5 protein-coding genes are annotated in these 7858 nt (G+C 59.4%); 4 read left to right on the forward strand and 1 reads right to left on the reverse strand.

The annotated features are described in order from the left end of the window. The first annotated feature begins 70 nt into the window (after positions 1-70). The 4 genes from IRZ24_RS13735 (at position 71) to IRZ24_RS13750 (ending at position 5182) form a co-directional block, all read left to right on the forward strand. The gene (locus IRZ24_RS13735) at positions 71-910 is read left to right on the forward strand and encodes a hypothetical protein (RefSeq protein WP_297165201.1); all 840 of its coding nucleotides are present in this window, start codon (positions 71-73) and stop codon (positions 908-910) included. 201 nt (positions 911-1111) lie between these two features. Further along, a complete protein-coding gene (locus tag IRZ24_RS13740; RefSeq protein WP_297165203.1) occupies positions 1112-1858 on the forward strand; it encodes an ABC transporter ATP-binding protein in 747 nt (248 codons plus the stop codon). Positions 1859-1979: 121 nt separating this feature from the next. After that, on the forward strand, positions 1980-2942 hold the full coding sequence (locus IRZ24_RS13745; RefSeq protein ID WP_297165205.1) for a ribokinase: 963 nt from the start codon (positions 1980-1982) through the stop codon (positions 2940-2942). Positions 2943-3253: 311 nt separating this feature from the next. Continuing rightward, entirely contained in the window at positions 3254-5182 is a 1929-nt protein-coding gene (locus IRZ24_RS13750) for a family 10 glycosylhydrolase (RefSeq protein WP_297165207.1), read from the forward strand. Positions 5183-5238: 56 nt separating this feature from the next. On the opposite strand, the gene IRZ24_RS13755 is transcribed toward IRZ24_RS13750, so the two are convergent. Beyond that, positions 5239-7440, reverse strand: a complete 2202-nt coding sequence (locus IRZ24_RS13755) for a hypothetical protein (RefSeq protein ID WP_297165209.1) — start codon at positions 7438-7440, stop codon at positions 5239-5241. Between the last annotated feature and the right edge of the window lie 418 nt (positions 7441-7858).

The following is a 7858-nucleotide window of genomic DNA, read 5'->3' on the forward strand; positions in this document are numbered from 1 at the left end:
GTTATAATGAGGGCCGGATAGGCAGACATGAACGGTGATATCGTATGCAAGCAGCAGAAGGGGTGTATTGATGAGCATTCTTGAAAGCATTCAGCATGGCCTGGAAAAAGCGGCTCAGCAGGCTGCCCGTCTGGCGCGTATCCAGCATCTGCAGCTTGTGCTGAATGATCTGAGCTATAAGGCAAGTGTGGAGCACCGGACACTGTCGAACAAAGTCATGGAGCTATATTTCAACGGACAACTCACACAGAGCGAGCTGCTGCCGTTATGTGAGAAGCTGGCCACGCTGGAGCAACACATTAAAGAAATCCAGCAAGAACTAGATCGCCTGCATGGTGAGCATAGCGAGGAACAGGACCAGGCTAGCGCTTCGCCGCTTGTGGCGTCGGGTCCCCTGCCTGCTGCTCCGGCGCTTGCCAGTGGGGCGACACCTTCTCCCGCGGCTTACCCGCCCTACCTTCCATCAGCGCCAGCGGCACAAGCTGTCTATTCCAGCGCTGGAGCGGGCGCTTATCCTCTGCCATTTGGCACGCCAATGGGACCCGCTCCCAACGTAGCTTATGCCTCGCCGGCCCCTATCCCGCCAGCAGCAGCCGCAGCCGCCGCCCCCGTCTCTGATGGGACCACGGTCGTTATGCCACCATCAGCCCCTGAGGGCGCAGCGCCGCCGGCTCTCACTTCAGACCCCATTACAGCGACGGCTCCCGTCAGTGCCGAGCATGCTATTCCCGCCAGTGCTACGACTGGAGATTCGCCAGCCCCAGCAGCGGACGCTCCACCGTTAGGAGCTTTACCCGAAAGCGCCCTACGTCCCGCGCCGCCAGCCCGGTCCTGGCAGAGCAGCAGCACGGGTCCAGAGGAGAAGACCAGACGCAGCCCCTCGACGGAAGAGCCTCGCCAGCCTCAATAGCCATAGCTCAAACAGGAAAGCTCTCACAACGAGGCACCGGCTTTTTCCGATCGATAGCCAGACATGAGAGCCTTGCCGTTCATGCCAGGCCTCCCTTGCGCTTATCGCTAGCTCAGGCTACACTGACTGAGAGGGAGCTATTGTCCTCTTCGATCAACAGGCAAGATCATGCATCGCCCTTAAGTGAGAAGGGAAAGGAGCATGCCCAGCAGAGCAATCCCCAGTTTACCAGGACAACAGGAGTTGATTGTTGAGGCTTGTGATGTGCGCAAGGACTACGGCGAAGGGGCTCTTAAAGTGCAGGCGCTGCGCGGCATCAGCCTTCAAATCCGTCGCGGCGAGGTGGTAGCCATCATGGGTCCTAGCGGCTGCGGAAAAACTACGCTGCTGAATTGTCTCAGCGGCCTCGACCGGGCCACCTCTGGCACGATCCGCATTGCCGGTCAGGATATCCGTGAATTGACTGATAATGAGTTAACGACCTTTCGTGCTCGCTCGATGGGCTTTATCTTCCAAAACTACAATTTGTTGCCTGTTCTGACAGCCCTGGAGAATATTGAGCTGCCGCTTCTGGTGAGCGGAGTGCCAGCCCGCGAAGCCCGTCAGCGGGCCATTATCAGCCTTGAACAGGTTGGTCTGAGCCGCTGGGCTCATCACCGCCCAGCGGAAATGAGCGGTGGACAGTGCCAACGGGTAGCTATCGCGCGTGCTCTGGCCACCCGCCCGGCCATCGTCTGGGCCGATGAGCCGACCGGGGCCCTGGATAGCGAGGCCAGTCAGGAAATACTTGACCTGATGCTGTCGCTGAACCGTGAGCAGGGGCTGACCTTCGTCTGGGTTTCGCATGCCCTGGAGGTTGCACGCCGCGCGCAGCGCCTCATCACTATGCGCGATGGGCGCATTGAGGACGATCGTCCTCTCGCTGCAACCTATGCCGACGAAGCCTAGCGTTGCGATCAACTCAGCAGAGACAGCATTTACATCTCTCGCGCCCGTACCCTATAATAGAGATACCTTTCAACACGCAGGTAGGCCGGTAAGCGGCCAAAGGGATTGAGGGGGTCCCCTTATGGGTAGAGTCATTGTTCTTGGTAGCCTGATGACTGATCTGGTAGCCCGTGCGCCTCGCTTTCCTTTCCCCGGGGAATCCTTGATTGGCGAGGAGTTTGCCATTTTCATCGGCGGCAAAGGCTTCAATCAGGCAGTCACCGCCGCCCGCCTCGGCGCCCAGACGAGTCTGATCGGCAATGTAGGTCAGGATTCCTTTGGCGACGCCTTCTTTCCTGCGCTGGCCGCTGAGGGCGTCGATTGTAGCTATGTCAGCCGCGATGCGACGACAGGCACAGGCGTGGGCTGCGTGACGGTAGCGACCGAGATTGGCCAGAATGCCATCATCGCGCTGCCACGTGCAAACTTGACCTTGTCGGCGGAGACGGTGCGCCGAGCTATGGAGGAGTTGCTTAACTCAGCACCGCCTTCGGAGCTGACTGCTCCCGGCGTTTTTCTGACCCAGTGTGAGACACGCATTGATACTATCGCTACCGGCTTGCACCAGGCACGCGAGGCCGGCTTTGTGACGATCCTGAACGCCGCGCCAATTCCTCAGGAGCCACTGCCGGCGGAGCTTTTTAGGCTGGTGGATATTCTCGTGGTCAACGAAGTCGAGGCCAGCTTTCTGGCCGGCCTGACTGTCGATACTGCTATGACAGCCAAGACCGCCGCTGAGCGCTTGCTAGAGCGCGGCCCTTTGCATGTGATTATCACCTTGGGTGCGCTGGGCGCTACCTGGTGCACCTATGGCGAGAATGGTGCTCCTCCTTTCCATCGCTGGCAGCGCGCTTTCAATGTGCAGCAGGTTGATCCAACCGGTGCCGGCGATGCTTTCTGCGGCGCTTTGGCCGCGCGCCTCTCAATGGGTGCCCCTCTGGAGGAGGCACTCCGCTGGGCAAACGCTGCCGGCGCCATCACGGTGACACGTAAGGGGGCCTTGCCTTCCCTGCCTACACGCGCTGAGGTGGAGTCTCTGCTCTAGCCTCGGCCTCTTGCTCATTCCCTTCCTCCTCTGCCGGCCCGCTTAAGCGCCGGTCTCAGTTCCTTTTGCCCTTCGTCCCCCTGGCCCCTTGCTTTTCCTGCTGCCCTCCTTATCGCTGGCCTGGCTTTGCTCTTCCTCCACTTTCTCACCACCTCTTTATCCCATGCTACCCATAGAAGTGCTCTCTGCTCCGCGAATGATTATTATATCGAAGAACTTGATTTCACAATCACGAGAGGGTACGCTACAATACTCCTACATATCATCACTATTGGCTACATCAATCCCGAGGTAGCGGGGGAGAAAAGCAGATGGGCACATGTGGTAGTGGCGTTGGAATTTATAGGTATCTGTGCCGTGCGGTATTGGCTCTTGTCTGGCTGCTGACTGTGTTGCTGGCGACGTTAGTCTCTGGACCAGCCAGCAGGCCACCGGCGTTAGCTCAGGCCTGGGCACAGACGCCTGTCCAGAGCGAGCATCGAACCACGGTTAGGGCCTGGTCATGTCCCCCCTCATCGGCTAAGGGAGCAGCGCACCGCCAGCTACGCGGCGTCTGGATTGCCACCGTGGCCAATCTAGATTGGCCTTCACGCCCTGGCTTGCCTGCCACGGTTCAGCAGAAGGAAGCCCGGCTCTTGCTCGACCAGGTACGCAGTCTGGGCTTTAATGCGGTGTTCGTGCAGGTGCGCCCGCTGGGAGACGCTTTCTACCCTTCGCGCTATGCTCCCTGGTCGGCTTACTTGAGCGGCGTTCAGGGACGCAGTCCCGGCTATGATCCACTGGCGTTTCTGTTGCGCGAGGCTCATCGGCGGAATCTGGAGTTTCATGCCTGGCTGAATCCTTTTCGCGTGAGCTTTCACGATAGTCTGGCGGCCCTGGCCCCCACCAATCCCGCCCGTCAGCATCCTGAGTGGGTCATGCGCTATGCCAGAGCGCTCTATCTAAATCCGGGCCTGCCCGCGGTGCGCAGGCTCCTGGTGGCGACGGTTGAGGAGCTGCTACGTCGCTACGATGTCGATGGGATTCATCTGGATGACTATTTCTACCCCTATCCGATAGACAAGCTGCCTCTGCCAGATTGGCAGACGTATCGCCAGTATGGTGCCGGTCGCTATCACTCGATCGCTGATTGGCGACGCGCCAATGTGAATGAACTGATTGCTGCGCTGGCGCAGACCATTCACCGCCTGCGCCCGTCGGCAAAGTTTGGCGTCAGTCCTTTTGGGGTCTGGCGCAATCGCGGCAGTGATCCATCAGGGTCGGCCACCGAGACGGCTGTGACAAGCTACGATTCGCTCTACGCAGATACGCGCACGTGGATCAGGCATCAGTGGCTGGATTATATTGTCCCACAGCTATACTGGCCGATCGGCTTCCATCGTGCTGATTATGCGACGCTCGTGCGCTGGTGGGTCCATGAGGTAGAGGGTTGGCGGGTTCACCTCTATATTGGGCAGGCAGCCTATAAGCTGGGGAGTGGCGGCGCATGGAACGATGCAGAGGAGCTGCGCCGCCATTTGCGTTTTGACCTGGGCTTTTCGTCGATCAAGGGCGAGTTGTTCTTTCGGTTGGGGTCCCTCGTGGCTGATCCCCTGGGCTTTGCTCGCTGGTTGCGCACAGCTTTCTATCACTATCCGGCACTGATTCCGGTAATGCCCTGGTTGGGCGGTGGCCCTCCACCAGCTCCCAGAGCCTTGCAAGCTCAGTTGCAGCCCCAGCAAGCAGGTAGATGGACAGTGAGGCTACATTGGCAAGATAGCCCTGGCGCTCAGGTTACGGCGACCTACTATGCAATCTACCGTCTGACCGGCTCTGCTCTCTCTGAGCCGTGTGCTCTGGCCGATCCTCGCAGTCTGCTAGCAACTCAGCACCGTCTGGAGATGGCAGAAACGGGCTGGCAGGTCTTTGTTGATCGACTCGTGTCTCCTGGCCCCGTCTATACCTACTATGTGACAGCGCTGGATCGCCTTCATCATGAAAGTAAGCGTGCCGGTCTGGTTGTACACCTGCCTGCAGTCAGTTCACGGGCGGTGAGTCGACAAGGGCGGCCTGCGGTGCTAGCGCCGGTTGCTGGTAGGCGCGATAGGCCCGGCTGTATGCTCTGCCCTGCCTTCGGGCGCACCTTCATCGCCGCGGATCTATATTCAGCAGCCTGGCCGCCCTCGGCCCCTCAGGCTGCCAGCCTTCCTGCGCCTGCATCTCGGCGGTCATTGCAGCGAGGGGGCAGAGAGGGCGGCTAGCGGATTGATTGGCTGCCTGATTGAGCGGCCGACTGGCTGGCTGGGAGTCGGGAAGGCTAGCGCAAGCGCCGTGCGGTCAGGCCGTGAGCACGTTGGAGCAGATTGGTCCCCCGCGTGAGGAGGGTAGCAGTACGGGCCGGGGTGAGTTTTGCTGCGGCCTGCTGTCCGCCACCGCCGAACTCAGCCCCTTCCAGGAGGGTGAGCAGCTCGTCGGCCAACGCATTACGCTGGGCGGTCAGCAACTGAAGCTGCGATGTCATACGAGTATAGGTGCTGTCGTTCTCAGGGCTGCCGCTCTCGAGCGCCAGGGTAGAGATACGCAGCGTGCTCAGCCCCAGATCTCCTACGGGCGCGTTGATGCGCTTGAGTAGTTGACCAAGCTGGAGGAGCAGTCCTCGGCTGCGCCGAACTAGCGATGGGAGCGCGCTGTCATCCAAAACTTCAATGAGGACACGCCCATCGTGACGATAGTCGTCTTTGAGGCCGAGCAGTTCCATCATGGTGGGACGAATGTCAGTATGGTCGGCCCAGATGCTATCGTTGCGACCTAGATGACGCACACCAGGCCCGACCAGCCCCAGCCAGGTGCGATTGATGTCGGGGGCAATATCGCCATGGTTCCAGGCATAGGTAGGTACAACCTGAACACAGGGCGCGTTGCAGTTGGCCGGCCCGGCATAGATGTAGTAGTCTGGATTGGCAAACCAGACGAAGGTAGGCGTACGAGCCGGGTCAGCGGTGACCATGTGCAGTAGCTTCATCTCAACTGGGTCGGCCATGTACTGGGTAAGCGACTCGCTCTTGCCGGTGATGGGGTTAACAGCGGTGAGCTTGCCGGTGGCTCGCTCAAAGGCGCGCGTCACTGGATCGGTGCGACCTGGATTGCCGGTGATGTAGATGGCCGGGGCAGAATCGGCATGGAGTTGAAAAGGGGTGGTAATGCCCTGCTGGGTAGCGAGCAGGCCGGTCATGTTGACATTGATTTCACCGATGATGCTGTAGTTGCAGGGCACGTTGACGCCGTCGCAGTCCGTCGGCGTCGGTGGCCCACCAACGAAATGGTCGCCTTCGTCGGCGGTGATGACAAAGAGGGTGTTGGCTGGCGTGATGCCGTCTCGCTCTAGTCGCTGGAAGAAGCGGGCAAAGGCTTCATCATAGGCATGCAGGGCAGCAACATAGCCGGCCTGGCCAGGCCCAAAGGCCGGCCCACCCGGATGGTTGTCATGGGCATCGGAAATGTAGGCATAGGTGACAGGGACACCATGCTCTTGCATAGCGGCTACATAGGCCAGGCTAACGCTGGCTTCCATGCCGTCAAAGCCGGGAAAGCCTATGTGCCCCTGGGAATCCTGGATGATGTGCCCGTCGAGATCGGTAAGTGGCCCGTCAGGGCTGATTTGGGGAGCAATGTATTTGTGACCGAAGAGGGCCTGATAGCCCTGATAGCCCCCGGGTTCGTCAGGCAAAAGGTCAGGCCTGCCGTTGTGCTCGGTGGAGCAGAGGGAATCGCCACGCGCGCAGTGAATGCTGATGCCGACGAAATCGGCGTAGGCCTGGCTCGGATTGGCTTTGACTTCGCGGGCTTCCGGTGAGTCGACTCCGAAGACAGTGGGGATGTCGGTCCCTATGTTCTCCAGGACGATGTTAGAGGCCCCTACGCCTCCAACGTTGCAGCCAGCTCGTGTGTAGGGCACCCACGGCGCTGGGGCATTGGCTCCCAGTTCGTTGAGCATGTTGTAGGTGGTGTCGGTCGGCGTCGGATTGCTGGGATCGTAAACCGGATCCGTCCAGTAGGCAAAGGCTGAGGCAGGACTGCTGCTTCCATCAGGGTTGAAATAGCGATAACTGTTGCTGATCGCTACTCCGTGACGGTCCGGGTAAACGCCTGTGAGGGAGGTGAGTATGTTGGTCCCAGTGTGAGCGATGAGCGGGGTGTGGTTGTTGGAGAGCATGACGCCATTGCTCTCGATGAAGTTGAGGAGATGCGGCATCTGCTCTAAATCAGAGGGGACATTGGGGTTGTCTCTCATGAGATGTACATTGTCAAATTGGATGTAAATGACATGCCTGATGCCATTTTTGAGATGGCAGGTGGTGCTGCCCTCGTTCGCCACAGCCGTGGCGGCTTTGCTAGGCCGCGCCGCTGGCAGCATCAGGCCCACAAGAAGGAGAAGCAGCAGACAGCTCGCCTCGATAAGGAGCAAGAAGCTTCTTCTCTCTCCTGTTGGGTTGCGCCTGGACCAGGTGCGATGATGCATAGGTTCCTCCTTTTTCTATCGCTGCAGGTCCACTGGTTGATCCATTGCTGAATGAGGCACAGGATAACGACAGCTCTTCCGTTGCGGGTGCTTTGCAGGAAGGTCCCCGCGCCAGCCGCTCGGCAGCTACCCGAACCCGGCCTCGCTTCCTCCGTTCAGGAGCACGGTCGCTGCTCCCGTTACCAGGGCAGCAACTATCAGCCAGCACATAGCGAGGCCCCCTTCCAGTCCTGCCGAAATCCGGATATGGCTGACCATTGGCCGGCTGCGTTCTTGCCTGTCCTTTTGCTTCGTTGTGCTAGCCCGCCAGGTGGCACGCCTGACAGGGAGGTCCTTCTGAGTCGCTTTCCTTTCGACTCCCCAAGGAGTTGCAATTAGAGTATAGCATCCTATTAAATAGATATCAATCTGTGTCTTT

The organism is Thermogemmatispora sp. (assembly GCF_019683755.1).
Classification (GTDB): domain Bacteria; phylum Chloroflexota; class Ktedonobacteria; order Ktedonobacterales; family Ktedonobacteraceae; genus Thermogemmatispora.